Raw genomic sequence first — 25,964 nt, forward strand, 5'->3', positions numbered from 1 at the left:
GAGGTGACTGAAATATTATGGAAAATAGATTTTCTTATAAGGAATGGCTTAGTAAATACAACTTAGATATAAAACTTTTTAATAGTTATGATTTTTTAGTAACGGATGTAATTCCATTAAGAAAGGTATTTATTCTGTTAACAGATAAGGGAAATAAAATATTAAAGAAAATAGATTATACCAAGGAAGATTTATATTTTATAGTATACGGTATAGATTATCTAACAAACAATGGATTTGATAGAGTCATAAATTTTTATCGAAATAATATGGGACATATCACCACAGTGTGGAAGGACAGTACCTATGTAGTTATGGATTTGATAGAAGGCAGAGAGTGTGAATACAATAATCCTTTAGATATTAATATAGCAGTTAGGAGTCTAGCAGAGATGCATGAAGCATCAAGAGATATAGGATTTTCTAAGGATTGTAGCAGATTTAAAGGTTTTAAACTTATAAATAGTTATAAGGAAAAGCTTCAGGATTTAGAAAATATGAAGACTATGGCTTTAAGTTATAAGAATAAAAATGAGTTTCATGAAATATTTCTTACTCACGTAGATTATTTCCTTGAAAGAATGAAAAAGAGTATAGAAGTATTAGAAAAGTCACCTTACATGGAGCTATGTAAGGTGAAAAATAATTTTATTCTTTGTCATCATGATTTAGCTTATCACAATATTTTAATAAAGGATAATAAAGGATATTTTATAGATTTTGACTATTCCATAATAGATTTAAGAGTTCATGATATATGTAATTTTATAAATAAGACCACAAAGAATAGTTGCTATGACTTCAATATGTTGAAACAAATTATAAAAGAATATAATTCCATATCACCTATATCAAAGGAAGAGTACGAAGTGCTTTATGGAATGTTATTATTCCCAGAAGGATTTTACTCTATATCTAGAGATTATTTTTATAGAAAAAAACTTTGGAAATTCAATAGTTACCTGTATAAAATACAAAAAAAAGTGCAAGATATAGAGGAAAGACAAGATATGGTAGAAACATTCAAAAATATTTACAAATTGGCTACACCCTAGCCCCCCCTAGGATGTAGCATAAAAGGAAGATACTCTATGTATCTTCCTTTTTATCTGATGAAGTTATTTTTTTATAGCTATCTAGAGTTTGTATTGCGGTTCTCTCCCAGGATAGAGAGTTTACTTTCATAAAACCCTTATTAATTAAATCATTTCTCAATACATTATCTAGTAGTGTCTTTAAAATACTTTCTCCCAGTTCCTCTATAGAATAGGGAGAGCATAGTAGTGCACTATCACCTAAAATTTCAGGTATAGAAGTTACATTGGATGCAACTACAGGAATACCGCATGCCATAGCCTCTAGAGGAGGAAGTCCAAAGCCTTCATAAAAGGAAGGATAAACTAGAAGGGCTGCATTATTGTATAGATAAGGCATATGTTCCATTGCTATAAAACCAGGAAATATGACTTTGTCAGTAATTTTTAACTTTTCACAAAGATTCTTATAAATACTATAGGATTTACCCTTAGTTCCTGCTATGACTAATTTCATTTCATTAGGTAGTTTACCATGAATTTTACTAAAAGCTTCTATAAGGCCAGAAATATTCTTTCGAGGACTGAAACCACCTGTATACAAAATATAATTTTTAGGTAAAGAATAGTATTTTTTTATTATAGTACTGCATAGAATTTTATCAAGGGGTTTATAGATATCTTCACTAGCTAAATAGGTAACATATATTTTTTCTTTTGGGAAATTAAAATCCTTTGATATATCTTCCTTAGAAAAATTAGAAACAGTAATTATACCATCACATCTATTTACTATATTCTCCATGGAACTGTTAAAAAGACTAAGATATTTATCACCAACTGTTTCTGGCATATGTGCTGGAATTGTATCATGGAGAGTGATAACAAAAGGAAGATTATGATCCAAAGGTAAGCCAATACCATTTTGAGGTACATGATATATGTTTAAATCTTCATTGTTTAAATTTATAGGAAGACTTACACTTTCCCAAAAATTATTAGTATTTATATTAGGAGTAGAGCAAATTTTAAAATTAGAGTTAAAGTTTATGGGTGTAGAATTACAATCACTAAAGAGGGTGTATTCATTTAAGGTATCAATTTTATTAATAGCGTTTATGAGCTGATAGGAATAAGTTCCTATACCTGTACCCCTGTACCACTTGGCAGCTCTAATGTCTATACCAATATTCATATAAATGCTCCTTTACAATAGGTATTATAATCCATACTATTCACTTAAACTCAAATATGTTATGGCTATTCTAAATTATGCTGTTGATACATATAAATTATAGAGGGGGTGCGAAATTATGATGAGAGAGTTTGAAATTGAACGTCAATTTGATATTAAAATTGAAAATATTAAACCTAATAAGGGTGTATATCAATTAAAAACTAATAAAGGTGTCAGGTGCTTAAAGAAAATAAGCTATGGTACTCAAAAATTATTCTTTGTATATGGAGCTAAAGAACATCTATACAATAATGGGTTTAAGAACATAGATAGATATTATCTTAATACAGAGGAAAAACCATATGCTCTAGTAAACGAAGATATTTATACTTTATCTCAATGGATAGAAGGGAGAGAATGTGATTTCCATAGTGATGATGATTTAATATTGGCATCTAGAGCTCTAGCTAATTTTCATTTAGCGTCAAAGGGATATGAACCATCTGAGAATAGTAAATTAAAATCTGACTTAGGAAGATGGCCTCATTTAATGGAAAAAAGAATAAAATCCTTTGATAAGATGAAAGAAATGGTTAGAAAGAAAAGGAATCATAAGACGGAGTTTGATTTAAATTATATAAAATCAATGGATTATTATAAAGTTTTAGGGCAAAAGGCCCTAGAGGTTCTAAATCAATCTAATTATTATAATATTTGTAGGATATCTGAGGAAGAAAAAAGTTTTTGTCATCATGACTTTACTTATCACAATATAATAGTAGACGAAAAAAATGAAGTAAGTATAATAGATTTCGATTACTGTAAAAGAGAGGTCAGAGCTTTTGATTTATCTAATTTTATGATTAAAGTTTTAAAGAGACGAGAATGGGATTTTGAGTTAGCAAAGCTTATAATTGATAATTATAATGAAATATCTCCAATAGAAGATGATGAATATATGGTGCTATATGCATTCTTGATGTTCCCTCAAAGATATTGGAGAATATGTAATAGGTATTATTATAATGAAGTAAATTGGGTACAAAACACTTTTAATAAGAAAATGGAGGAGCTTATACAAGAAAGAGAAAAATTTGAAAGTTTTATGAGACAATTTAAAGAATTCTATAATATTTAAGGAGATTATCCTTGAGAAGATAAAAAAGTTGTGGAATATGTGATATACCACAACTTTTCATTTTTAATTTAAATCCTTATTAAAAGGCATCCTTAATTAGTTCTGCAATTTCAGAAACTAGAGGTAGTCTAGGGTTTGAGATAGTACATTGATCTTCAAAAGCTTCATCAGCTAATGAATATAGTACAGAATCTAGATGCTCCTTAGTAACACCACATTGACTAAGGGTAATTGGAACATTTAACTCTAGCATTAGGTTTCTGATAGCTTCCACCAAATTATTTACAGCTTCTTCACAGGTAGAGTGAGCTAAACCTAAAAACTTTGCTATTTCCATGAACTTTTCAGGAGCTTTATAATATTCATATTTAGGGAAGGCTACTAACTTACTTGGATTACTTCCATTATAGTTTATAACGTGTGGAAGCATGATAGCATTTGCTCTTCCGTGAGGTATATGGAATTCTGAACCTAATTTATGAGCTATACTATGATTAACTCCTAAAAATGCATTGGTAAATGCCATACCTGCAATACAAGAAGCATTGTGCATCTTTTCTCTAGCAAGAGCATTACTTCCATCTTTATATGCAATAGGTAGATATTTAAAAACAATCTCTATAGCTTTAAGAGCTAAGGCATCCGTATAATCGGAAGCCATGACAGATACATAAGCTTCTATAGCGTGAGTTAAAACATCTAACCCAGTATCTGCTGTAACTGATGGTGGTACAGTCATAACTAACTCCGGATCTATTATAGCAATATCAGGGGTTAGCTCATAATCTGCTAATGGATATTTTATATTATTCTCTTTATCAGTTATAACAGCAAAGGCTGTAACCTCAGACCCAGTTCCAGAAGTTGTAGGAATAGCAACTAATCTAGACTTTTTACCTAGAGAAGGAAACTTAAAAGCTCTTTTTCTTATATCCATAAATCTAAGTTTAAGACCATTAAAGTCTATATCAGGATTTTCGTAGAAGAGCCACATACCTTTAGCAGCATCCATTGCTGACCCTCCACCAAGGGCTATTATAACATCAGGTTCAAAGCTATTCATTTGAGCAGTTCCCCTCATGACAGTTTCTGTAGATGGGTCTGGCTCTACGTCTAAAAACACATTTACATCAAAGTTAGCTTTCTTAAGATGTCCCATTACTTTAGATACATATCCAAGTCTATCCATGAATTTATCTGCTACGATGAAGGCTCTTTTACCCTTAAGTTTTTCAAGGTATGAAAGAGACCCAGGTTCAAAGAAAATTCTTTCCGGAACTCTAAACCATTGCATATTAACTCTCCTTTTAGCTACGCGTTTAATATTTATTAAGTTGTTTGCACTAACATTTTGAGTTGTTGAATTTCTACCCATGGTTCCGCAACCCAAAGTTAATGAAGGAATATTTACATTATAAATATCTCCTATAGCACCTTGAGAGGAAGGAGAGTTTATTATTATTCTACCAACCTTAACTCTTCTAGAGAATTCCTCAATAACCTGGTCATTGGTAGAATGAAGAACAGCAGAGTGACCTAGACCACCAAAAGCAATCATATCTTCAGAGGCTTTTATTCCATCTTCAGTACTATCAACTATAAACATTGAAAGGATAGGACTAAGCTTTTCTCTTGAAAGAGGATAATCTGCACCGATTCCGCCAGGTTCACATACTAGAACCTTTGTGTCCTTTGGAACTTTAATATCAGCCATTTCTGCGATTTTTGTAGCTCCTTGACCTACTATGTTTGGATTCATAGATTGCCTTTTTTCATCTATAGCAACCTTTTGAAGTTTTAACATTTCTTCTTTATTAAGAAAGTAACAGTTACGTTCTTTTAAGAGAGAAATTACTTCATCACTAATTTCTCTATCTATAATAACTGCCTGTTCTGAGGCACAAATGGTACCATTATCAAAGGATTTTGATAGTACTAAGTCATTAACAGATCTTTTAATATTGGCTGTTTTTTCTATATAGCAAGGAACATTTCCTGCACCAACACCAAGAGCTGGCTTTCCGGTAGAGTAAGCTGATTTAACCATACCAGGACCACCGGTTGCAAGAATAATATCTACTCCAGGATGAAGCATAAGTTTTTGTGAACCTTCAATGGAAGTACTACTAATCCATTGAATACAATTCTTAGGAGCACCTGCTTTAATAGCTGCATCCAAAAGCAACTTAGCAGTAGATATACTGCATTTTTGAGCCCTAGGATGAAAGCTAAATATTATAGGATTTTTAGTTTTTATAGCTATTAAGGATTTAAAGATTGTAGTGGAAGTAGGATTAGTAGTTGGAGTAACTCCTGCTACTACGCCTATAGGTTCTGCAACTTCCATATAATCTTCTTCTTCATTCACAATACCCACAGTTTTTAAATCTTTTATACTGTTGTATACATACTCAGAGGCAAATATATTTTTAGTTATTTTATCTTCATATACACCCATTTCTGTCTCATCTATAGCCATTTTAGCTAGTTCACGGTGTTTACTTAGGGCAGAGATTGTCATTTTTTTAACTATATTATCTATGGAATTTTGATCAAAGGTTAAAAATTCCTCGTAGGCATCACGAGCATTTTTAACAAGGTTATTAATTTCAGAATCCACAGATGATATAGCTTTATCAGCTGAATTGCTAGAGTTTGAAATGAAATCATTCTTAGACTCCTTAACAGATTTTGTATCAATTTTTTCAGTAGACATTTAGTATATACCCCCTAAACTTTGTTATTTATTTAACTAATTATATTATAACCCATGAAAATAATATTTCAACATATTTAGTTAAATTTTTATCAATCTTTTACTGTATTTTTATATTTGTTTACCGAGTTCCATAGGTTTAATATCTCACAATTATTAAGTAAAGTTCATATGATATAAAGAGGAAATCATGAGGAGAGATATAGGTGAATATAGGTGATAGAGTAGTAAGAAAATCTTATAATAAAGATATAGTATTTAAAATAATAGATATAGAAATTGATGATGAGGGTGTTAAAAAATATTTATTAAAGGGGTTAAATATAAGAATTGAGGCAGATAGCATAGAAGATGATTTAGAGGTTATTGACAGTGAGGGAGTTGGGGAGAAGGATAAAGTATTTAATAAAAAAGTAAATACTGCTCTAAAGAAAGTTTTACTATCAAGGTCATATACAAGAGGGAGTTCCGCTGCATTAAGAGTTATAGACACTGAGATAAACAGAAAAGAAAAGAAAGGTACATCTTTTAAAAATAGTGAATTATTCTTTGGAAGACCAGGTAAAATTCTTCATATTGATGGTGATCCTCAATACCTAGATATTTGTTTAAAAACATATAAGCAATTATCCATTGAGGCTGTAGGTAAAATCATAGCAGAAAAGGATCAGCCCTCCCAGATACTAGATTTAGTAAAGGAAATAAACCCAGATATAGTTGTAATTACGGGTCATGATGGAATGAGTAAGAATATATCAGATTATATGGATCTTGGAAACTATAGAAACTCAAAATACTTTGTAGAATGTGTTTCTTTATTAAGAAGCTATAATTCAAATTATGATGATTTGGTTATTTTTGCAGGTGCCTGTCAATCAAACTACGAAGCATTGCTTGATGCAGGTGCTAATTTTGCATCTTCCCCCAGTAGGGTCCTCATCCATTGTTTAGATCCAGTATTAATTTGTGAGAAGGTAGCTTACACAAATATCGAAGATATAGTAAATATTGAAGATGTAATTAAAAATACAATTACAGGTATTAAAGGGGTAGGAGGATTACAAACAAGAGGTAAATACAGAGAAGGATATCCTAAATCTCAGTATGTAAAGTGAAATGAAAAATGAGCTGTGATTTATACAATTTTAACTATAGTATGTATAGGGTGAAAACTCTGAAACCCGCATGAACAGAACAAATAGTTAACTATTTATATAGTCATATAGGCAAATAGTTATGAAGTTAAATAGGTATATAGGTATAAAGTTATATAGGTTTATATATACCTATTTTCATATATAAATATTTATATATGAAAATGCTGATAAAAACAGGACAAATTTATAAAATATAAAACACTTAATTATAAGGGTAAGAAAATTACTACTTTTCAAGTTAGGTTTATAAATGAGAATTAAACAAGGGACTAGATATACTTTTGAAAAGTATAAATTAACTCATTTTTCAATAAAAAGTTATTAAAATAAAACTACTATTAAAAGAAAAAAGTAGTATTAATCAATACTACTTTTTTCTCTAATTACAACAATAATATAGTTTAAAATAAAAAATGAAATTGCAATTGTAAGAAAGTAATTTTTTAAAAAATTTAAATTTAAAAATAATCCAATTATAAAACATATTAATGGAATGATAAATGTAATTCCAAAATGGTTAATTAGAATAATTGAGAGTTTATAAGTAAACTTTGAAAAATTATCTATAGCTAATAATTTATAGATAAAAATAGGAAGTATTAAACTTATTATAAATACTGAAATTATATGTTTAGGGCTAATAGCTATATTTAATGTATCATTATATATCAAAGAAATAATACACAAATATGCAAAAGCTAAAACAATAACATTATTAAAAATAGATTTGTATTTAGATTTATCTAAATCAGTCATTTTTTTAATAATCGCAGAATTTGCAAGTAGTAATAACATAGTTAGTAATTTGTAACTTAATAGTGTATCCATAGGTGCCTCCATTCAAATATAGAATATAACGTAAATTTTAGATAAATATAACACTGCTTAAATTATATCATATTTATAGATGTTCAAGTTACTTTTAGGATAGATAATAGACAGTTCATATAATGTGCAGGTGCTAATTTTGCATCTTCCCCCAGTAGGGTCCTCATCCATTGTTTAGATCCAGTATTAATTTGTGAGAAGGTGGCTTACACTAATATCGATGATATAGTATAAATATTGAAGATGTAATTAAAAATACAATCACAGGGATTAAAGGGGTAGGAGGATTACAAACAAGAGGTAAATACAGAGAAGGATATCCTAAGTCTCAGTATGTAAAGTGAAATGAGAAAATGAGTTGTGATTTATACAATTTTAACTATAGTATGTATAGAGTGAAAACTCTCAAACCCGCATGAATAGAACAAATAGTTAACTAGTTATATAGGCAAATAGTTATGAAGTTAAATAGGTATATATGAAAATACATTTAAGAAAATGCTGATAAAAACAGGACAAATTTATAAAATATAAAACACTTAATTATAAGGGTCACATCAAGTTTCTAGGTGCTCTTTGTGGTACATCCAGTATGGTTTAATAGTGCAAAGTGCATAGTTTTAATTTATACCACAGATTTTTTTAAAACTCCCATACATTTTTATCTAAAAATATAGATTTATATAGTTATATGTGAATATTCTAAAAAATTCTACACATAATAATGTCAAGTTGGTTTCTGGCCATTATAGCTAAATAAATGACATAGGATTAAAAAAACAAAATAATACATAAAAATTTAACGAATATTTAACATTGACAAGTATTATTAAAATGTTGTAAAATATTTAGTTTGCTTGACATAAGGAGAGGTAACTGCTATAATAAAGTTGGAAGCCTTTATGGAAATATTAGAAAGAGGGTGTCTACTGTGAAGATGGGAAATGTATTGACTACGATAAAAAAAGATATCGAAAGTCATGTTGGCGAAAAAGTGACATTGAAGGCAAATGGAGGAAGACGTAAAGTAGTAGTAAATGATGGTGTTTTGGAAAAAACATATGACAGTATATTTACAATTAGACTTGATAATAATGTGCAACGTACTGTTAGTTATAGCTATAGTGATGTACTAACAAAAACTGTTCAGCTAGTGTTTGCAGGGTAAAATGAAGAGGTGTTCTTTTAAGAATGCCTCTTTTATTTTGCGTATAAACAGAGTTCTTAGCTTCTTCGAAGCTTTACTAACAGAATTCTTAGTATCAGTATTTTTGATACTTGGAATTCGTTGTCCTTTAGGGGAAATCGTTATCCAGGGACATAGCAGCTCTTTACTCCAGCTTTGAAAAAGATGGGAGTATTAGAGCTGGTAGTCATCGGATAAATAATTATTCTTTTAAGAAAATTTAATATAAGTAGTTATATTTCATAACATTCTCATATATACATTATTAGTAGGTATTTTAGGAGGGAAAGTTATGGATTTGGATTTGATAAAAGACTATATAGAATATGAGCAATCAATAGCTGAAAATGACACAAAGATGTTCATAAAGGAAGAATATGTTATACCTGATACGCTACCAGATGTGGATAATATACTAATGTTAGATGTAAAGCCTATGATAACAAATAAAGAGGTTGGAACTGATAAGGTAAATTTAGAGGGGCAACTTCAGTATACTATCCTTTATATGGCTAAAGATGGAGGAGCTACTGAAGCTCATTCAGTAGTATATAATGGTAACATTTTTGAGTCTATTGACATGATTGGTGCCCAATCAAATATGTATTGCGATATAGAGCTAAACATTGAACATATGGATTGTGTTATTATTAATGAAAGAAAGATAGCTATTCAAGGATTTATTATATGCAAGTGCAATGGATATAATATAAATTCCTTTGAGATAGTTAAAGATGTACATGAAGGAAAGGATATTCAGTTTTTAAAGAATCCTATGACTGTAGATAAGGTTATGGAACCTATAGAAATTGAATTAGTTGGAAAAGCAGAAGTTAAAATCGATATGGATAAAAATGAGTGTCTAAAGGTTATAAAATATGACGTTACTATTGGTAAGAAGGATGTAAGAATATATGATGGTGGACTCAAGATAGAGGCTATGGCTAATGTAGCTATATTATATAAAGGCAAGAATGGAAGAGATTTGTTCTGTGTTTCAGAAAGTGTACCTTTATATAAAGAAGTTACCGTTGATGAGTTAAAACCAAATATGGAATACTTCACTGAATTTGAAGTTCAATCCTTTGAATATGATGTTAGACAAGATGATATGGGTGAAAACAGAGTAATTGATGTAGAATTTGTAGTTAAAGCTATTACTCATGTAATGTATAAAGAAGAAGTAGAAGTTATACAAGATGTATATTGCCCTACAAAACTATTAAACATGGATATTAAAGAAAATAATATTAATGTGATACAAGGTCATGGATATACTGAAAGTTTGGTTAAAGGAGATATTGACGTAAAGAATGATGATTTAAAACCAATTAAAGTTATAATGACTACAGGAAATGTATCTATTACTGACAAAAATATTAAAAATGATAAGATAGAAATTGAAGGATTATTAAAGGTTGATGTGCTATATTCAACTGAGGATGAAGAGCAGTATTTAGTTACTGTAGAGGATGAGATTCCTTTTAGTTGCAAGGTTGATATAGCTGGAACAAATCCAAATATGCAAGCAAATGCTAATATATCTCTAGAGATGATAGAGGGAAGTTTAGAAGCTGGAAATGTATCTATTAGAGCCATTGTTAAAGTTCATTGTAAGGCATATTACAATATTAAAAATAAATTTGTTGTTAACATGGCAATTAATGATGGTGAAGTTCCAGAGAAAAAAGCAAGTATAATAATATATGTAGTTCAGCCAGAGGATACTCTTTGGAGCATAGCTAAGAAATACTTGACTACAGTTGATGAAATTATGAATATTAATGAATTAGCTGAAGGGGAAGAAGTTAAGCCATCTCAGAAATTAATTATACCAGGAAGAGCTACAGTTTAAAGATTTTAAATTAGATATATTTAATATTTATTAAGTAGAAATGCCATGAAGGGTAGTATTAGCTCTATACTTCATGGCATTTTATTTTGATAAGCTGAGTATCACACTTATAAACAGAGTTCTTGACGTAAAGAGTAAAAAGGATTATTCTCATTTGTAGTGAGGTGTATGAATAGATGAAGGTAAAAGCTTATGGTAAAGTAAATATAGTCCTTGATATTATTGGGAAAAGAGAAGATGGATATCATCTTTTAAGGATGATTATGCAAACTGTTAATATATATGATGAATTAACTTTTAATAAAGGAGCAGAAGGAATACATATTACAAGTAATAAGGAGTTTGTCCCTACAGATAATAAAAACCTTGTGTATAAAGCAATAGAGTTATTTTGTGATACCTATGGCATAAAAAGAGAGATGGAAGTTCATATTGAAAAGAATATTCCTGTAGAAGCTGGCATGGCAGGAGGAAGTACTGATGCAGCAGCAGCTTTAAGAGCTATGAGGGATATATATAAACCTAATGTTAGTAATGAAGAGCTTAGATTACTTGGAGTTAAACTAGGAGCAGATGTACCATATTGTATAGAAGGGGGAACGGCTCTTTGTGAAGGGATTGGAGAAGTTATAACTCCCCTTAAGGATTTTAAAGATAAACTAATGGTAGTTGTTAAGCCCAACTTTGGGGTATCTACAGTGGATACTTATAAGGGTTTTAAGCTTAATGAGGTAAAGGTTCATCCTAATGTGGAAGGTGTTATAAAAGCTATGGCTAGGGATGATGTTAAATATGTAGCTGATAATATGATGAATTTACTAGAGCTTGTAACAATAAAGGATCATAAGGAAATTGAGGATATAAAGGACTTTATGTGCAAAGAAGGCGCACTAGGAGCAATGATGAGTGGAAGTGGACCTACTGTTTTTGGCTTTTTTAATGACATTAATAAAGCAAATCAGTGTGCGGATAGGTTACTGGAACAGTATAAAGAGGTTTTTGTTACAAGAACCATCTAGAATTTCTTTAGAAAATAATAGCCATAATATAATTAGAGATAAGAGCGTGATTCAAGGAGAATTGCACTCTTATTTTTTTTGTTAAATTAGATTTTAAGAAGGTTAAAGGTTTATGCAAAGAATTCTGTTTATGAATATAAACTTTATATTAAGGTAAAACTAGGTTTGCAGGAAATTGTTAAGGTTCCAGATAGCTGATAAATTAAAATATAAATTTGAAGGATGATAATTTATGATGAGACTTTTAATTGAAAGATTTGATATATACCTAGTAATACTAATATTAGTATCTGGGTATATGATGGTAGGTAGCGATGTAAGGTATTTTTCAAGAGAGGATAAGCAAAAAGCTAAAAAACAAAGTTTAGTAATTGGGATAGCTATGATGTTAGTTGTGGTTGGAATGTTTATTCTGAGAGGAATCGTTATCTAAAATAATAGATACAGAAGAAATTAGATTTTTAATTTTGTGGCACTGAAGGGAAGGAGATATCTATATGAAGGATCAAATTCGTGAACATATTTCTAATAGCACAAGAGAGAATATGGATTATCTTAAGAAATTATTTAAAGATACATCCGACATGGTATTTAGGGAATTTAAGTTTGGAGACATTCTTTGTGGAGTCATATATATAGATGGTATGGCAGATAAGGAATTATTAAATGATTTTTTACTTGAACCTATGATGAAGATGAGTGGAAATGTAACTGATTCTAAGGAGATAAAAGATCGAATTATAGCTATATCTGATATGAGAGAAGTTAATAAGTTAAGTGATGGAATTACTGCAATATTGTCAGGTGAAAGTTTAGTTTTAATAGATAACCTACAAGGAGCATTAGTGGTAGCTAATAGAGCTTGGCCTAATCGTGGAGTTGGTGAACCCTCAGGAGAAACTGTAATACGTGGATCTAGAGAAGGTTTTACAGAAACTATTAGGTTTAATACAGCACTTCTTAGAAGAAGAATTAGGGATGTAGGCCTTAAAATTGAGGGAAGACAATGTGGTGTTAGATCTAAAACCGATATGGCTATAGTATACATAGATGACATAGTAAATACTGATGTATTAGAAGAATTGAAGGAAAGATTAGATAGAATTGATATTGATGCAATTTTAGATAGTGGTTATGTTGAGCAATTTATTGAAGATAATGATAGAACTCCATTTCCTCAAGTGCAAAGTACTGAAAGACCAGATGTGGTAGCTGCTGCTTTATATGAAGGAAGAATAGGAATAATTGTAGATGGCTCACCTTTTGCATTAATTGTTCCAGCGGTGTTAGTGGATTTCTTTCAATCACCAGATGATTACTATACAAGTTGGATAAGTGGAAGTATGGTAAGGTTCATCAGAATTGTAGGAATACTGGTATCTTTAGTTTTACCCGCTTTGTATGTAGCTGTAACCACATTTCACACAGACTTAATTCCTACAAAACTAGCATATACTATAGCTTCATCTAGAGAGGGAGTACCCTTTGCTGCCTATGTAGAGGTATTACTCATGGAAGCTAGTTTAGCCTTTTTAGTTGAAGCTATTATAAAATTACCGAAACCAGTTGGTTCTACTATTGGTATAGTTGGAGGACTTATAATAGGTCAATCAGCTGTAGAGGCAGGACTCGTTAGTCCTATAATGGTTATAGTTTTAGGACTTACAGCAATAACAACATTTTTAATACCTAACTATACAGTAACTTCGGCCTTTACTTATTTTAGAATAATGATTATTATTCTAGCAGCAGTTTTTGGTTTGTATGGAATAATGCTAGGTATTATATTCTTAATAATTCATTTAACGAGAATAAAAAGTTTTGGAATACCTTACCTTGCTCCAGCAGTAGATTTAATTTGGAGTGATTTAAAGGATCTATATGTAAGAATGCCGCTTAAAGTCTTTAAGGATAGGCCACATTTCTTAAAGCCACGAGATGAAGTGAGACAGAAAACTAAAAGACAAGGTGGTACTAAATAAGGTGTTACCATAGCTGGGAGGTTGAAATATGAAAAATAAAGGATTTATTGAAGAATTTGCACTCTTTGCTAGCCTATCAGTATCCATGATAGGGGTAGGTGTTTTTTATGCTCCCGCTATTGTAGCTAAATATGTAGGAGCGGATAGTTGGATATCTGCAATAATAGCAGGAATTGCAATTTGTTTAATTCTTTTTTGTATATATGAAATAGTTAAAATAAATAAATATAAGGATATTACACCTATATTAAAAGATACCTATGGAGGGGTTTTAGGAACAATAATATCTTTAATATATTCATTGGTGATAATAATTGTTTTAGCATTTTCTCTTAGGGTATTTTCTGAGGTTATAACCATGTATCTTTTAGTTAACACACCTACTGAAGTAATAATAATAACATTTATATTTATAGGAATGTATTTAAGTCGTGGAGGCCTTGTTAATGTGGTACATTTTAATGAAATAGCCTTCTGGGTTATGTTTTTACCTTTAGCAATAATTTTATTGTTAACTTTACCTGAAGCAAACTTTAAAAATCTTTTACCAATAGGTGCTTCGCCTATTCAAAACTACTTTATATCTAGTTTTGAAATGCTATTTCTATTTAATGGCTTTTCTATTGCTTTTATTTTGATACCCTATGTAAGAGAAAAAGGAAAGATTGGTCCTATTTTGAGAAGAAGTAGTCTTTTTGTAGGTCTGTTCTATGTGATAATATTTATCTTAGTGTCTGCTACTTTATCATCAGTACAAACTGCTGAAAGTATATTCCCAACCATAACAATGCTACAATCTATAAGTTCAAGAAGTGGATTTTTGGAAAAATGGGATGGTTTAGTTATGTCCTTGTGGGTAATATTCTATTTTACATCCTTTGCTAATATATATTACTTTGCTTCTTCCATATTAAAAGAGAGTCTTAATTTAGATGATATTAGAACGTCATCTATGATATATGTTCCTATAGTATATTTAGCAGCTATGATACCTAAAAGTATTATAGAAGTAAGAAATTTTAAGTTTGGCTATTTAAGAATTGGTTTTATTACAACAATTATAGTTGTGATAGGAATAACTCTATTATTAAGCTATATAAAGAAAAGGAGGATGCAAAGTGAAGAATAAGATAATAAAACTTATTCCTATAATGATGATATCTTTACTTCTTACTGGATGTTGGGATAGTGTAGAGATTGATAGAAAAGCCTTTGTATCTACCATAGCAATAGATGTAGGTGAAGATATTAAAGCTAGGAGTGAAATAATAAATTCTAAGGAGAATACATCAGAAGAGAGTATTGAAAAAAATAATACATTAAGAGTTACTTATGGATTTCCAGACATTAGAAATATGGATTCTAAAAAGGGTACTGCTTCAGAACTTTCTATAACGGTAGAAGGGTATTCAATGACGGATACATACTTTAAAGCTCTTGCAAAGAGTAGTAGAACTCTTCACTTTGGACATAGTAAACTATTACTTTTAAGTGAAGACTTATTTAAGTATCCTGAAGTTTTACAAGAAGTAATGGATTATATTGAAAGAGAACCAAGTTTAAATAGAACAATTATGATGACTATAGTTAAAGGAAAGGCCAAGGATTATGTAGAAGTTAAGCCTGTAACTGAAGAAAATATTGATAATTATATTACTAGTCTTATGGGTAACAGTAGTAAAAATGGGACAGTAGCACCTGTAAATTTAACAAAATATATAGACATGGTTAAATCCTACAATTCCAGTGCGTTACCAGTCTTTTCCCTTGAAAATGAAAAAGATATACAGCTTACAGGTATGGCTGTTATAAAAGATTTTACCATAAAGGATTATTTAGATAATAATCAGATGACAGATATTCAAATACTTAGAGGAGATATTGGTTCTTGTAGAAAGGCTATAAATAAAGAAGGGCATAATATAGACTACTATATAAAAAATGTAGATAGAGATTTACATATAGATTATAAAGATAATAAATTAAAGCTTAAGTACACCATTGATACAGAAGGTACTTTAAAGGGGTATTATTCTAAAGCTGAATCTTTAGATAGTGAGGTTATAAAGGAGATTGAACAACAATTTAATGAGTCTATGAAAAAGGACTTCCAAGAGCTTATAGATTTTACTAGAAATAATTTAAAGGTAGATGTATTAGATATTGGAAGTGATATAAGAAGGTTTCATAAAGGAATTTGGAATGAAGTAAAAGATAACTGGCCACAGGCTCTTGAAAATGCAGAAATATCTATTGAAGTAAACAATAATATAAGAAATATAGGGTTATCAAATTAAATATTAAAAGTATGATGTTCTAAAATATTAATAAAAATATTATTAAAAGTGAATATAACTTGTCCATGTGGTAACAATTAAGATATGATTTTAAGTTTTAGGAGGAAGAAACAATGAAAAAAATTATATCTATAGTTGTTACCATATTTTTTATAGTTATACTTTTAGTTAAGGTACAGGGAGTTGAAGCAGCTAATTTTATTTCTGAAAATAAGATGTCTAATAATGTTTCAATAGATGATATATCAGGAAAGTTAATTAGGTTTCACGTTATTGCTAATAGTGATAGTGAGAAAGATCAAAATCTAAAGCTTAAAGTTAGAGATAAAGTTTTAGAATATGTACAACCACTTTTAAAAGACAGTAAGAATATAGAAGAATCAAGAGAGATTTTAAATAGGGAAAACGAAAAAGTTCTTGAGATAGCTAGAGAAGTTATAAAAGAAAATGGTTATGACTATTCTGTAGAATCTACCCTAGATAAAGAGAACTTTCCTGTTAAAACCTATGGTAATATTACTTTGCCTCAAGGAGAATATGAAGCATATAGAATAATAATTGGAACTGGTGAAGGCCAAAATTGGTGGTGTGTTATGTTTCCTCCTATATGTTTTGTAGATATAACAAAAGGTGAAGTTGCCTATGAAGAGACTGAAGAGGAAATGAAAAAAGTTTTAGATGATGAAGAATTCAATATGGTGGATAACACTAATTCAGAAAATGTTAGTAGTGAAAAAATAGAAGAGATTAAAGAAGTAAGTGATGCTTTAGCGGATAATACGGAAGATGATAATATAGTAATAAAATTTAAAATAGAAGATATATTGAAAAATCTGTTTAAATAATATTGAATATGGTAGTGAACATATATAAAATATAAGGAGTATAATTTATTTATGTTCACTATTTAATTTTACAGTGAATAGATTGTACCAAGGATAAAATTATTGTTAGGAGTGATAAATATGAAGAAGGTAGCGATACTATTTGGAGGACAATCAACAGAACATGAGGTGTCTAGGGTATCGGCAACATCTGTTCTAAATCATATAGATAAAGAAAAATATAGTATATTTCCAGTAGGTATAACCAAAGAGGGAAAATGGTTTCTTTATAAAGGTGATATAGAGAATATAGGAAATGGAAAATGGGAAGAAGACTATAAAAATCAAGTTGAAGATGGAATTAAATTATTACTAAATAAAGAGGTAGACGTAGTTTTTCCTGTACTTCATGGTATGTATGGTGAGGATGGTACTATTCAAGGGCTATGTAAACTTATGAAATTACCATGTGTAGGTCCTTCAGTTATGAGTTCAGCTGTATGTATGGATAAGGTTTATACGAAATATCTTTTAGAACATGAAGGTATAAAACAAGCAGACTATGTAGTGGTAAATGCCTTTGATTATGGAAATGATAGTGAGAAATTTATAAATAAAATTGAACATAAGCTAGGATATCCTTGTTTTGTAAAACCAGCTAACAGTGGTTCTTCGGTAGGAATAACCAAAGCTCATGATAGAGAAAGTCTTGAAAATGGATTAATAGAAGCTTTAAAACATGATAGAAAGATTCTTGTGGAGGAAGGATTAAATGCTAGGGAAATAGAAGTTTCTGTACTTGGAAATGATGACCCTAAAGCTTCAGTTCCAGGAGAGATAATTCCAGCTAAGGAATTTTATGATTATGAAGCTAAGTATTCTAATGCAGAATCTAAACTTTTAATTCCAGCTAATTTAAATGATGAAGAGATGGCTACTATAAGAAGTTTATCCCTTAAAATTTATAAGAAATTAGATTGTGCAGGCATGGCTAGAGTGGACTTTTTAGTAGATAAGGAAAGTGGAGAAATATATTTAAATGAAGTAAACACTATACCAGGCTTCACAAGTATAAGCATGTACCCTAAAATGTGGGAAGCTACAGGGTTATCCTATAGTAATCTTATAGATAGATTAATTGAATTGGCAGTTGAAAGAGGTTAGTAAGTAAAATTTACTAACCATTACTTTCAAGTTGCTAGTAATAAAAGAAAATAGTAATATTATTATATGTGTTATTTTTAATATTTCTATAAGTTAATATGATATAAAGAGATTAATATACTATAGATTAGAGTAAAAGATACAAGATAAAGAAACTAAGAGAGTTAGGTGAAGAAAAAAATGACAAGAGCATTAGCTATGGTTTCAGGCGGTTTAGATAGTATTCTTGCAGCAAAGTTAATTAAAGATCAAGGAATTGAGGTTATTGGAATATGCTTTAAATCTTATTTTTTTAACGAAGAAAATGCAAGAAGAATGGTAAAACAGATAGATATTCCTTTAGAAGTAGTAGATTTTAAGGAAGAACATTTTAAGATGGTTAAAAATCCTAAAAACGGATATGGGAAAAATATGAATCCTTGTATTGATTGTCATGCTATGATGATGAAGTACTGTGGACAACTCTTAGAAAAATTAGATGCAGATTTTATTATAACTGGAGAGGTTTTAAATCAAAGACCTATGTCTCAAAATAGAAGTGCATTAGATAAAGTTAAGAATGAAAGTGGAATAGGAAGCAAAATTCTTCGTCCTCTTTGTGCTAAAAATCTTAAACCTACAGAGATGGAAGAGAATGGCCTTGTAGATAGGGAAAGACTTTTAAATATTCAAGGTAGAGGAAGAAAGATTCAAATGGAGCTTGCTGATAAGTGGGGTATAAAGGAATATCCATCACCAGCAGGAGGATGCAAATTAACAGAGCCAAATTATTCTGTTAGGTTAAAAGAACTTTTATCTCATAACCAAAATCCAGAGGAAAGAGAGCTTGAATTACTTAGAATAGGTCGTCATTTTAGAGTTACACCTAAGGCTAAGGTTATATCTACAAGAACTCAAGAAGAAGGAGAAATGATAAAAAGTCTTCTTAAGGAAGGTGATACAATACTATTAGTTCAGGACTTTAATGGTTCTATGATAGTAATTATAGGTGAAGCTACAGAAGAAGTAATATCTATTGCAGCTAAGATTGCTATAAGATATAGTAAAGGTAAAGATGAACCAAAGGTCACTGTTAGATATTCAGAGTTTGGAAGTAAGGATCACAGGATTGTAGAAGAGACTTGTGCAACTGATGAGGAAATAAATTCTTATCTTATATAGAAAAGTTTTTAGAAGAGTAAATAAAATAGCCTTAGAGTTTAAATATATTTTAAATAAGATTCTTAGGAAGAATAGAGGTAAATATTATGGATAAGGATGCTATAATTAGAGTAAGTAGTATACAGAATAATGATGAGGATGAATGCATTGAAATTGTTAGTCCAGGATCATTTTTCAAAGAAGATGATGAGTATGTTGCTACGTATGAAGAAACAGAACTTTCGGGGTTAGGGGATACGTTAACTACTTTTAGAATAGGTGAAAATTATTTTAATCTTATAAGAGAAGGGGATGTAAATACTAATATGGAGTTTAAAAATGGGAGTAGTTCGTCTATTCTTTATAATACTCCTCATGGTGGATTATCTATTAAAATTAAAACTAATGATGTAAACATAGATATTAATGAAGCTGGTGGAAAAGTAAAAGTTGACTATGATGTAATAATAGCCAAAGACCAAATTATTAATACTAAGCTTGTAGCTACCATAAATGTTAAATAGTACAAAAATGTTTTACTTAGAAGCTATGCATAATTATATAATGCATAGCTTCTATTATTAAAGGAGTTGTGAATTTTGTATAGTTTTGAAGATATAATTGGGAATAGTAAAGAAATAAGAAATGTTAAAGAATTAGCTATGAAGGTATGTAATTCAAAATCTCCAATTTTCGTTTATGGTGATACTGGCACAGGCAAAGAATTGATAGTACAAGCTATACATAATAGTTCAATAAGAAGAAAAAAGCCCTTTATAGCACAGAACTGTGCTGCAATTCCAGACAATTTATTAGAGAGTATTTTTTTTGGAGTAGGAAAAGGTGGTTTTACTGGAGCTATAGAGTCAGAAGGGTTATTTGATATAGCCAATGGTGGTACTTTGTATTTAGATGAGTTAAATTCTATGGATATAATGTTTCAAGGAAAGTTCTTAAGGGTTCTTCAAGAAGGAGAATTTAGAAGAATCGGTGAGACTAACACTAGAAAAACAGATATAAGAATAATAGCATCAGTAAATGAGAATCCTGATTTTTTAGTTAAGAGCAATAAATTAAGAAAAGATTTATACTATAGACTTAATGTTATAAGAATTAACATGCCTGAATTAAATTCTAGAAAAGAAGACATACCTATACTTGTATCAATGTTTATAGAAAAGCATAATAAAAGATTAGGTACTAATGTTAATGGAATAGATAGTTATGCATTAGAAATTTTAATGAAAAAAGACTATGATGGAAATGTGAGAGAATTAGAACATATAGTCGAAGGTGCTTTAAATTATAAAAGGCATGGAATTATTGAAATATCTGATTTGCAATTAGGAAATATTATTGAAAGTTTGTCCCTTAAAGATAAACTTGTGAATATGGAAATTAAATATATAAAGGAAGCTTTAATTATTCATAGTAATAATGTAAGTAAAGCAAGTAAATTTCTTAATATACCAAGGCAAACACTTCAATATAAAATAACTAAGTATAATATAATGGATTTGATAGATAAGGATAAGTAGTTTTAAATTATTATAGATTATTTAAATAGCTTAGTTCTGTATATGTATAGAAATATTTGGTTAAAATAATAAACAGAGTTCTTAGATTTTTCAATTTAAAGTAAAATATTTATTGATATAACAATAAATATTTTAGTTGGTAATAGATTTTTTGAAAATATAGTGTATACTTATATAGTAAAATCTATACTACAGCAAGTTTAGTTATATATAATTATATGAATAGATTAAACAAATAAAATAAACAATACAAAATTTTAATACATTTTAAAAGAAAGCTTCAAACTTCTATCATTTATAAATAATATCGAATTATATTAATCATATAAATATTATTTTCCAAAGTTACATTTAAATGAAATATACAATTAGGAGGTGATCCTTTGAATAGTGAAAATTTACATAGCATGAGTGTTATAGAATTAAAGAGTATTGCAAAGGAATTAGGAATAAAAAATATTACTAAGTTTAAAAAGAATGAATTAATTGAAGAAATTGAAAGAGTATCTTTAAAATCTGTTGAGATTAAAAATGAAGAAGATTCCCATAAGGATGATGAAAAAATACAACCTGCTCAAATAAAAAAAGAAGGTATAATTCTTAAGGAGAAACTTACTAAGAAAGATGTAGAAGAAGATAATAGTAAAGATGAAGTTATTAGTAAAGGTTTGGACATTGAAGAATCAAAGGAAACTGTAGTGGAAGAAAAGGTTGATAGTATAGAAGAAAAGCGTGAAAGATTAAAGAGTTTAATAAGTGAATCAGAAACATCAAAAGGAATATTCGAATTAAGTGACAATGCTAATTTTGGATTACTTAGAATGAATAACTATTTAAGTGGAAATAACGATATATATGTTTCAATATCCCAAGTTAGAAGATTTAATCTTAAGAATGGTGATGAAGTAGAAGGTAAAGTAAGAAGCTCTAAAGAAGGAGAAAAGTATCAAGCTCTTCTACAAGTAACAAAAATAAATGGTGAAAATCCAGAGAGAGCTGTTGGGAGGACATCTTTTGAGAGACTAACTCCTATATATCCTACAGAGAGATTGAAATTAGAAACTGAGGATTCTAAAGATTTATCAACTAGATTAATGGACATATTATCACCTATAGGGAAAGGTCAAAGAGGTGTAATAGTTGCTCCACCTAAAGCGGGAAAGACTTCTATCTTAAAGAAAATTGCTCATAGTATAGCAGTTAATCATCCAGAAGTTAAAGTTATAGTACTTCTTATCGACGAAAGACCAGAAGAGGTTACAGACATGCAAAGATCTATTAAGGGAGATGTAATTTACTCAACCTTTGATGAAGAGCCAGAACATCATGCGAAGGTAGCTTATATGGTACTTGAAAGAGCAAAAAGGATGGTAGAACAAGGACAAGATGTAATAATTCTTTTAGATAGTTTAACAAGATTAGCTAGAGCTTACAACTTAACAATAACTAGAACGGGTAGAACTCTATCAGGTGGATTAGATACAGGAGCTTTACTTATGCCTAAAAAGTTTTTTGGTGCAGCTAGAAATGTTGAGGAAGGCGGAAGTTTAACTATTCTTGCTACAGCTTTGGTTGAGACTGGAAGTAGGATGGATGATATGATTTTTGAAGAGTTTAAGGGTACTGGTAACATGGAAGTACACCTTGATAGACAGCTACAAGAACGTAGAATCTTCCCAGCTATAGATATTTATAAGTCAGGAACTCGTAGAGAGGATTTGCTTCTTACAAAATCACAGCTTGAAGTTAGTTATAACATAAGAAAGATTATGTATAAGACAGGGAACCCTCAAGCTGTTACTGAAAAACTTATAGGAATTTTATCAAAAACTAACAATAATGAAGAATTTTTTGAAATTGTATCTAAAAACCAAGACATATTAAAATAGATTATATGAAAAGCCATAGGTAGAGTTTATACCTATGGCTTTTGGACATAAAAAAATAGGAGAAGTATTCTTCTCCTACATAAAAATATATATGATTATTCGCTTTTAAGGTTGAATTTTTTCATAAACTTGTCAACTCTTCCACCAACGTCTACATTCTTTTGCTTACCAGTAAAGAATGGATGACATTTTGAACAAATATCAACTTTTAATTCTGATTTAACAGAACCTGTTACAAAAGTATTACCACAAGCACACTTAACAACAGCTTCGTCGTTATAGTTTGGATGTATTCCTTCTTGCATTTCATTTCACCTCTTTCGATATAACATACATACCCGTATTATCAACTATTAGATTATAACATAGAGATAAAATAAGGTCAATATGATTATTAATTGTATTATATAGTATTAGTGTATATAAAAATATTTATTTTTGAAAATGTACTTATAATATTAATTTGATTAATGGAGTTTTTTCTACTAAAATAATATTATGTGATTAATTGATGGACTTTGGAGGAATATTACTATGAGTAAACTATATTTTAGATATGGAGCAATGAATTGTGGAAAGTCTACAAATCTTCTTCAAGTAGCTTATAATTATGAAGAAAGAGGAATGAAAGTAATAATAATTAAACCCAAGACTGATACAAAGGGAGGAAATAAAATTGTATCTAGGCTTGGAGTTACAAAAGAAGTAGATTTAAGTTTTTCTAAAGGAGAGAATATTTTTACTACTGTAGAAGATTATATAAAGAAAAATGGACAAATTCACTGCATACTAGCAGATGAAGTTCAGTTTTTTACAAAAGCTCAAGTTGATGAAATGTTTATGATAGCTGTTAAATTAAATATTCCAGTAATATGCTATGGTTTAAGAACAGATTTTCAGATGGAGGGCTTTGAAGGTAGTGAAAGACTTTTACTAGTAGCTCATAGTTTAGAGGAGCTAAAAACAATTTGTAAATGTGGTAAGAAAGCTATATTAAATGGAAGAAAGATTAATGGTAAATTTGTTTTTGAAGGTAATCAAGTTGCCATTGATAATGAAGATAATGTAGAGTACGAGTCTCTTTGTGCAGAATGTTATATTAAGTATGAAGAGGAAGCGGCAAATAGTAGATAATAGCTAAAATAATAGGATGCTTATATTAAGATAATATTATGAAGTTAGAAATAAGAAATAGAAGGCAGGTGTTAAAATGGAAAAGAAGACAACAGTCGGGGGACAGGCAGTTATAGAGGGTGTAATGATGAGGGGAACTAAGGGGCTTGCAACTGCTGTAAGGCTTCCTAATGGTAGTATTGAAGTTAAAAAAGAATCAAGTGAAAGCTTGACTAAGAAAAATAAATTTTTTGGATTTCCTATAATAAGAGGATTTATATCTCTTATAGAATCTTTAATTATAGGCATAAAAAGCTTAGAGTATTCAGCTTCTTTCTTTGAGGATGATGAGAAAGAGTCAGAATCTAAATTTGATAAATGGTTTGATAAAGTTTTTAAGGAGAAAGGAAATAGTGTACTAATGGGTATATCATTAGTTCTTTCCCTAGCTTTTTCTATATTACTCTTTTTTATTTTACCAACGGCATTGACTAGTTTGGTGAAAAAAACAATAACATCTAATGTGGTAGTTTTAAATATTATAGAAGGGATAATAAGAGTTATAATATTTATAAGCTATATATTTATTGTTGGAAAACTAGAAGACATAAAAAGAGTATATCAATATCATGGAGCTGAGCATAAAACTATATTTTGCTATGAAAGTGGTATAGATTTAACACCAGAAAATGCTAAGAAGTTTGGAAGACTCCATCCAAGGTGTGGAACTAATTTTTTATTCTTAGTTATGGTTATTAGTATAATTATATTTTCCTTCACGGGATGGCAATCTATAGGTCAGAGAGTGATTTCTAGAGTTTTATTACTACCAGTAGTATCTGGAGTAACTTATGAGGTTATAAAATGGCTAGGAAAGAGTGATAGTAAAATATCAAAAATTATTGCATGGCCAGGGTTACTTTTGCAAAAGATAACAACACAAGAACCCGATGAATCTATGCTTGAAGTTGCAATAACTTCATTAAAAGCTGCAGAGGGGTTAGAATGAATTATAGTGAATGAGGAACAATATGAATATAAATGAAGCGTTAATAAAGGCATATGATATATTAAAAAGCAGTGATATTGAATCATACATAATAGATGCACAGCTTCTATTATGTAGGGTTTTAAATGTAGAAAAGTTGTATATAATTATGAACAGGTCAGAAATATTAACTTTAGATAAAGAGCAAGAGTTTTTTAAACTTATAAATTTAAGAAGTTGTAAGAAACCTATGGCATATATTCTAGGGCAAGTTGAGTTTATGGGTATTAACTTTTTCGTAGAAGAGGGAGTGTTGATACCAAGACCAGATACAGAGATTTTAGTAGAAGAGTGTATTTCTATAATAAAGAAAAATAATATAAGTTTAATATGTGATATGTGCTGTGGAAGTGGAGCTATTGGAATTTCCATAGGCCATTATGTAAAAAATAGCAAAGTGTGGTTATATGACGTAAGTGATATAGCATTAAATGTAACTAAAAAAAATATTTCAAACTTAAATTTAGGAGAAAAGACCAATGTAAATAAAAGTGACTTATTTCAATTACCTATAAAAGAAGGTTTAAAAATTAATATGATAGTGTCAAATCCACCATATATTAAGGAGGAAGTAATTCCTACCCTTATGGAAGATGTTAAAGACTTTGAACCTCACCTAGCTCTTTCAGGAGGTCAAGATGGACTTGATTTCTATAGAAGGATATGCAAAGAAGGAAAAGAGGTACTTTCCTCTGATGGATATTTATGTTTTGAAATAGGACATGATCAGGAAATGGAAGTAAAATCTATCATGAAAACTGAAGGATTTAGTGATATATATAGTTTAAGGGATTTGGGTGGAAATCATCGAGTTGTCATAGGAAAGTTACCATAAATAATATTTTTATGATATAATGTA

The 25,964-nt window shown here is 29.7% G+C and carries 23 protein-coding genes and 1 pseudogene; 20 read left to right on the forward strand and 4 right to left on the reverse strand.

Annotation, left to right across the window (positions count from 1 at the left end; translation table 11 throughout):
* The first annotated feature begins 17 nt into the window (after positions 1-17).
* Positions 18-1,055: a CotS family spore coat protein gene (locus B3Z56_RS00395; protein ID WP_346846975.1), complete on the forward strand. Its 1,038-nt coding sequence runs from the start codon at positions 18-20 to the stop codon at positions 1,053-1,055.
* Positions 1,056-1,089: 34 nt separating this feature from the next.
* Here B3Z56_RS00395 and B3Z56_RS00400 read toward each other — a convergent pair whose 3' ends face one another.
* Positions 1,090-2,229 carry a glycosyltransferase family 4 protein gene (locus B3Z56_RS00400; protein WP_346846976.1) on the reverse strand — a complete coding sequence of 380 codons (1,140 nt, stop codon included), beginning with the start codon at positions 2,227-2,229 and terminating at the stop codon, positions 1,090-1,092.
* A 118-nt stretch (positions 2,230-2,347) separates the two neighbouring features.
* Here B3Z56_RS00400 and B3Z56_RS00405 point away from each other — a divergent pair, with 118 nt between their 5' ends.
* Positions 2,348-3,349: a CotS family spore coat protein gene (locus B3Z56_RS00405; RefSeq protein WP_346846977.1), complete on the forward strand. Its 1,002-nt coding sequence runs from the start codon at positions 2,348-2,350 to the stop codon at positions 3,347-3,349.
* Between the two features lie 79 nt (positions 3,350-3,428).
* On the opposite strand, the gene adhE is transcribed toward B3Z56_RS00405, so the two are convergent.
* Positions 3,429-6,065 carry a bifunctional acetaldehyde-CoA/alcohol dehydrogenase gene (gene adhE / locus B3Z56_RS00410; protein ID WP_346878035.1) on the reverse strand — a complete coding sequence of 879 codons (2,637 nt, stop codon included), beginning with the start codon at positions 6,063-6,065 and terminating at the stop codon, positions 3,429-3,431.
* Positions 6,066-6,271: 206 nt separating this feature from the next.
* Here adhE and yabG point away from each other — a divergent pair, with 206 nt between their 5' ends.
* Complete coding sequence (gene yabG / locus B3Z56_RS00415; RefSeq protein ID WP_346878036.1) at positions 6,272-7,180, forward strand: sporulation peptidase YabG; 909 nt, start codon at positions 6,272-6,274, stop codon at positions 7,178-7,180.
* Positions 7,181-7,579: 399 nt separating this feature from the next.
* On the opposite strand, the gene B3Z56_RS00420 is transcribed toward yabG, so the two are convergent.
* Positions 7,580-8,050: a hypothetical protein gene (locus B3Z56_RS00420; RefSeq protein WP_346878037.1), complete on the reverse strand. Its 471-nt coding sequence runs from the start codon at positions 8,048-8,050 to the stop codon at positions 7,580-7,582.
* 126 nt (positions 8,051-8,176) lie between these two features.
* On the opposite strand from B3Z56_RS00420, the pseudogene B3Z56_RS00425 reads away from it, so the two are divergent.
* The 14 genes and pseudogenes from B3Z56_RS00425 to rho form a co-directional block, all read left to right on the forward strand.
* Positions 8,177-8,394, forward strand: a pseudogene (locus B3Z56_RS00425) (sporulation peptidase YabG); the annotation flags it as partial.
* A gap of 587 nt (positions 8,395-8,981) precedes the next feature.
* Positions 8,982-9,218 (forward strand): Veg family protein, encoded by a 237-nt coding sequence (locus tag B3Z56_RS00430; protein ID WP_035134339.1) that lies wholly within the window; start codon positions 8,982-8,984, stop codon positions 9,216-9,218.
* Between the two features lie 310 nt (positions 9,219-9,528).
* Positions 9,529-11,091: a DUF3794 and LysM peptidoglycan-binding domain-containing protein gene (locus tag B3Z56_RS00435; RefSeq protein WP_346878038.1), complete on the forward strand. Its 1,563-nt coding sequence runs from the start codon at positions 9,529-9,531 to the stop codon at positions 11,089-11,091.
* A gap of 176 nt (positions 11,092-11,267) precedes the next feature.
* Complete coding sequence (gene ispE / locus B3Z56_RS00440; RefSeq protein ID WP_346846983.1) at positions 11,268-12,110, forward strand: 4-(cytidine 5'-diphospho)-2-C-methyl-D-erythritol kinase; 843 nt, start codon at positions 11,268-11,270, stop codon at positions 12,108-12,110.
* A 232-nt stretch (positions 12,111-12,342) separates the two neighbouring features.
* Positions 12,343-12,543: a CLC_0170 family protein gene (locus tag B3Z56_RS00445; RefSeq protein ID WP_346846984.1), complete on the forward strand. Its 201-nt coding sequence runs from the start codon at positions 12,343-12,345 to the stop codon at positions 12,541-12,543.
* Positions 12,544-12,607: 64 nt separating this feature from the next.
* Entirely contained in the window at positions 12,608-14,092 is a 1,485-nt protein-coding gene (locus tag B3Z56_RS00450; RefSeq protein WP_346877565.1) for a spore germination protein, read from the forward strand.
* A gap of 28 nt (positions 14,093-14,120) precedes the next feature.
* Positions 14,121-15,221: a GerAB/ArcD/ProY family transporter gene (locus tag B3Z56_RS00455; RefSeq protein WP_346877566.1), complete on the forward strand. Its 1,101-nt coding sequence runs from the start codon at positions 14,121-14,123 to the stop codon at positions 15,219-15,221.
* Positions 15,211-16,389, forward strand: a complete 1,179-nt coding sequence (locus B3Z56_RS00460) for a Ger(x)C family spore germination protein (protein WP_346878039.1) — start codon at positions 15,211-15,213, stop codon at positions 16,387-16,389. The genes B3Z56_RS00455 and B3Z56_RS00460 overlap by 11 nt, the downstream gene beginning before the upstream one ends.
* Before the next feature lie 113 nt (positions 16,390-16,502).
* Positions 16,503-17,234 carry a stage II sporulation protein R gene (spoIIR, locus tag B3Z56_RS00465; protein WP_346846988.1) on the forward strand — a complete coding sequence of 244 codons (732 nt, stop codon included), beginning with the start codon at positions 16,503-16,505 and terminating at the stop codon, positions 17,232-17,234.
* Positions 17,235-17,354: 120 nt separating this feature from the next.
* Entirely contained in the window at positions 17,355-18,377 is a 1,023-nt protein-coding gene (locus B3Z56_RS00470) for a D-alanine--D-alanine ligase family protein (protein WP_346846989.1), read from the forward strand.
* Between the two features lie 180 nt (positions 18,378-18,557).
* The gene (locus B3Z56_RS00475) at positions 18,558-19,538 is read left to right on the forward strand and encodes a tRNA 4-thiouridine(8) synthase ThiI (RefSeq protein ID WP_346846990.1); all 981 of its coding nucleotides are present in this window, start codon (positions 18,558-18,560) and stop codon (positions 19,536-19,538) included.
* Positions 19,539-19,624: 86 nt separating this feature from the next.
* The gene (locus B3Z56_RS00480) at positions 19,625-20,041 is read left to right on the forward strand and encodes a DUF1934 domain-containing protein (RefSeq protein ID WP_346846991.1); all 417 of its coding nucleotides are present in this window, start codon (positions 19,625-19,627) and stop codon (positions 20,039-20,041) included.
* A 75-nt stretch (positions 20,042-20,116) separates the two neighbouring features.
* Entirely contained in the window at positions 20,117-21,055 is a 939-nt protein-coding gene (locus B3Z56_RS00485; protein ID WP_346878040.1) for a sigma-54 interaction domain-containing protein, read from the forward strand.
* A 383-nt stretch (positions 21,056-21,438) separates the two neighbouring features.
* Entirely contained in the window at positions 21,439-22,944 is a 1,506-nt protein-coding gene (rho, locus tag B3Z56_RS00490) for a transcription termination factor Rho (protein WP_346846993.1), read from the forward strand.
* A gap of 95 nt (positions 22,945-23,039) precedes the next feature.
* Here rho and rpmE read toward each other — a convergent pair whose 3' ends face one another.
* Positions 23,040-23,249, reverse strand: a complete 210-nt coding sequence (rpmE, locus tag B3Z56_RS00495) for a 50S ribosomal protein L31 (RefSeq protein ID WP_035135372.1) — start codon at positions 23,247-23,249, stop codon at positions 23,040-23,042.
* Between the two features lie 229 nt (positions 23,250-23,478).
* Here rpmE and B3Z56_RS00500 point away from each other — a divergent pair, with 229 nt between their 5' ends.
* The 3 genes from B3Z56_RS00500 to prmC all read left to right on the forward strand — a co-directional run bounded on the left by B3Z56_RS00500 (position 23,479) and on the right by prmC (position 25,940).
* The gene (locus B3Z56_RS00500; RefSeq protein WP_035135373.1) at positions 23,479-24,078 is read left to right on the forward strand and encodes a thymidine kinase; all 600 of its coding nucleotides are present in this window, start codon (positions 23,479-23,481) and stop codon (positions 24,076-24,078) included.
* Between the two features lie 76 nt (positions 24,079-24,154).
* Positions 24,155-25,066, forward strand: a complete 912-nt coding sequence (locus tag B3Z56_RS00505) for a DUF1385 domain-containing protein (RefSeq protein ID WP_346878041.1) — start codon at positions 24,155-24,157, stop codon at positions 25,064-25,066.
* Between the two features lie 22 nt (positions 25,067-25,088).
* A complete protein-coding gene (gene prmC, locus B3Z56_RS00510; protein ID WP_346878042.1) occupies positions 25,089-25,940 on the forward strand; it encodes a peptide chain release factor N(5)-glutamine methyltransferase in 852 nt (283 codons plus the stop codon).
* Positions 25,941-25,964: the final 24 nt, after the last annotated feature.

This window comes from Clostridium sp. UBA7791 (assembly GCF_002480755.1).
GTDB classification, from domain to species: Bacteria; Bacillota; Clostridia; order Clostridiales; family Clostridiaceae; genus Clostridium_J; species Clostridium_J sulfidigenes.

What these genes read in the sequence shown, in the direction of transcription:
- B3Z56_RS00455 (WP_346877566.1), top strand. Translation starts at nt 14,121, where the DNA reads ATGAAAAATAAAGGATTTATTGAAGAATTTGCACTCTTTGCTAGCCTA.
- B3Z56_RS00470 (WP_346846989.1), top strand. Translation starts at nt 17,355, where the DNA reads ATGAAGAAGGTAGCGATACTATTTGGAGGACAATCAACAGAACATGAG.
- ispE (WP_346846983.1), top strand. Translation starts at nt 11,268, where the DNA reads ATGAAGGTAAAAGCTTATGGTAAAGTAAATATAGTCCTTGATATTATT.
- B3Z56_RS00435 (WP_346878038.1), top strand. Translation starts at nt 9,529, where the DNA reads ATGGATTTGGATTTGATAAAAGACTATATAGAATATGAGCAATCAATA.
- rpmE (WP_035135372.1), bottom strand. Translation starts at nt 23,249, where the DNA reads ATGCAAGAAGGAATACATCCAAACTATAACGACGAAGCTGTTGTTAAG.
- B3Z56_RS00480 (WP_346846991.1), top strand. Translation starts at nt 19,625, where the DNA reads ATGGATAAGGATGCTATAATTAGAGTAAGTAGTATACAGAATAATGAT.
- B3Z56_RS00450 (WP_346877565.1), top strand. Translation starts at nt 12,608, where the DNA reads ATGAAGGATCAAATTCGTGAACATATTTCTAATAGCACAAGAGAGAAT.
- B3Z56_RS00400 (WP_346846976.1), bottom strand. Translation starts at nt 2,229, where the DNA reads ATGAATATTGGTATAGACATTAGAGCTGCCAAGTGGTACAGGGGTACA.
- adhE (WP_346878035.1), bottom strand. Translation starts at nt 6,065, where the DNA reads ATGTCTACTGAAAAAATTGATACAAAATCTGTTAAGGAGTCTAAGAAT.
- B3Z56_RS00475 (WP_346846990.1), top strand. Translation starts at nt 18,558, where the DNA reads ATGACAAGAGCATTAGCTATGGTTTCAGGCGGTTTAGATAGTATTCTT.
- B3Z56_RS00505 (WP_346878041.1), top strand. Translation starts at nt 24,155, where the DNA reads ATGGAAAAGAAGACAACAGTCGGGGGACAGGCAGTTATAGAGGGTGTA.
- B3Z56_RS00405 (WP_346846977.1), top strand. Translation starts at nt 2,348, where the DNA reads ATGATGAGAGAGTTTGAAATTGAACGTCAATTTGATATTAAAATTGAA.
- spoIIR (WP_346846988.1), top strand. Translation starts at nt 16,503, where the DNA reads ATGAAAAAAATTATATCTATAGTTGTTACCATATTTTTTATAGTTATA.
- B3Z56_RS00445 (WP_346846984.1), top strand. Translation starts at nt 12,343, where the DNA reads ATGATGAGACTTTTAATTGAAAGATTTGATATATACCTAGTAATACTA.
- prmC (WP_346878042.1), top strand. Translation starts at nt 25,089, where the DNA reads ATGAATATAAATGAAGCGTTAATAAAGGCATATGATATATTAAAAAGC.
- B3Z56_RS00500 (WP_035135373.1), top strand. Translation starts at nt 23,479, where the DNA reads ATGAGTAAACTATATTTTAGATATGGAGCAATGAATTGTGGAAAGTCT.
- B3Z56_RS00420 (WP_346878037.1), bottom strand. Translation starts at nt 8,050, where the DNA reads ATGGATACACTATTAAGTTACAAATTACTAACTATGTTATTACTACTT.
- B3Z56_RS00395 (WP_346846975.1), top strand. Translation starts at nt 18, where the DNA reads ATGGAAAATAGATTTTCTTATAAGGAATGGCTTAGTAAATACAACTTA.